This is a genomic window from Caenispirillum salinarum AK4 (assembly GCF_000315795.1).
GTDB classification, from domain to species: Bacteria; Pseudomonadota; Alphaproteobacteria; order Rhodospirillales; family Rhodospirillaceae; genus Caenispirillum; species Caenispirillum salinarum.
Map to the genome: position 1 here is coordinate 1 of NZ_ANHY01000048.1, position 461 is coordinate 461.

The 461-nt window shown below is 67.7% G+C and carries 1 protein-coding gene; it reads right to left on the reverse strand.

What is annotated here, in order from left to right:
* Positions 1–461 (reverse strand): ammonium transporter (locus tag C882_RS22525; RefSeq protein WP_043647328.1); only part of this gene is annotated, 461 nt, incomplete at both ends.

A 461-nucleotide genomic window follows, 5' to 3' on the forward strand; every position in this document is an offset into this window, starting at 1 on the left:
TCCTCCTCGTCGGAGACCCGCAGGCCGACGGTGGCCTTGAGGATACCCCACAGGACGAAGGAGACGGCCAGGGTGTAGGCACCGACGGCCACGATGCCGACGACCTGGGCGACGATGTCGGCGCCGCCGAAGATGCCGACGGCGAGCGTGCCCCAGATGCCGGCCACCAGGTGGACCGAGATGGCGCCGACCACGTCGTCGATCTTCAGCTTGTCCAGCATGGGCACGGCCAGCACCGCCAGGATGGCGCCGATGGCACCGACCACCATGGCCAGGAACAGGTTCTCCAGCGTCGGGTTGGCGGTGATCGCCACCAGGCCGGCCAGGGCGCCGTTCAGCACCATGGTCAGGTCGACCTTCTTGTAGAGGATCTGCGTCATCACCATGGCGGTGACGATGCCCGCGCAGGCGGCCAGGAAGGTGTTGGCGTAGACGATGGACATGGCCGTGGCGTCAAGCGC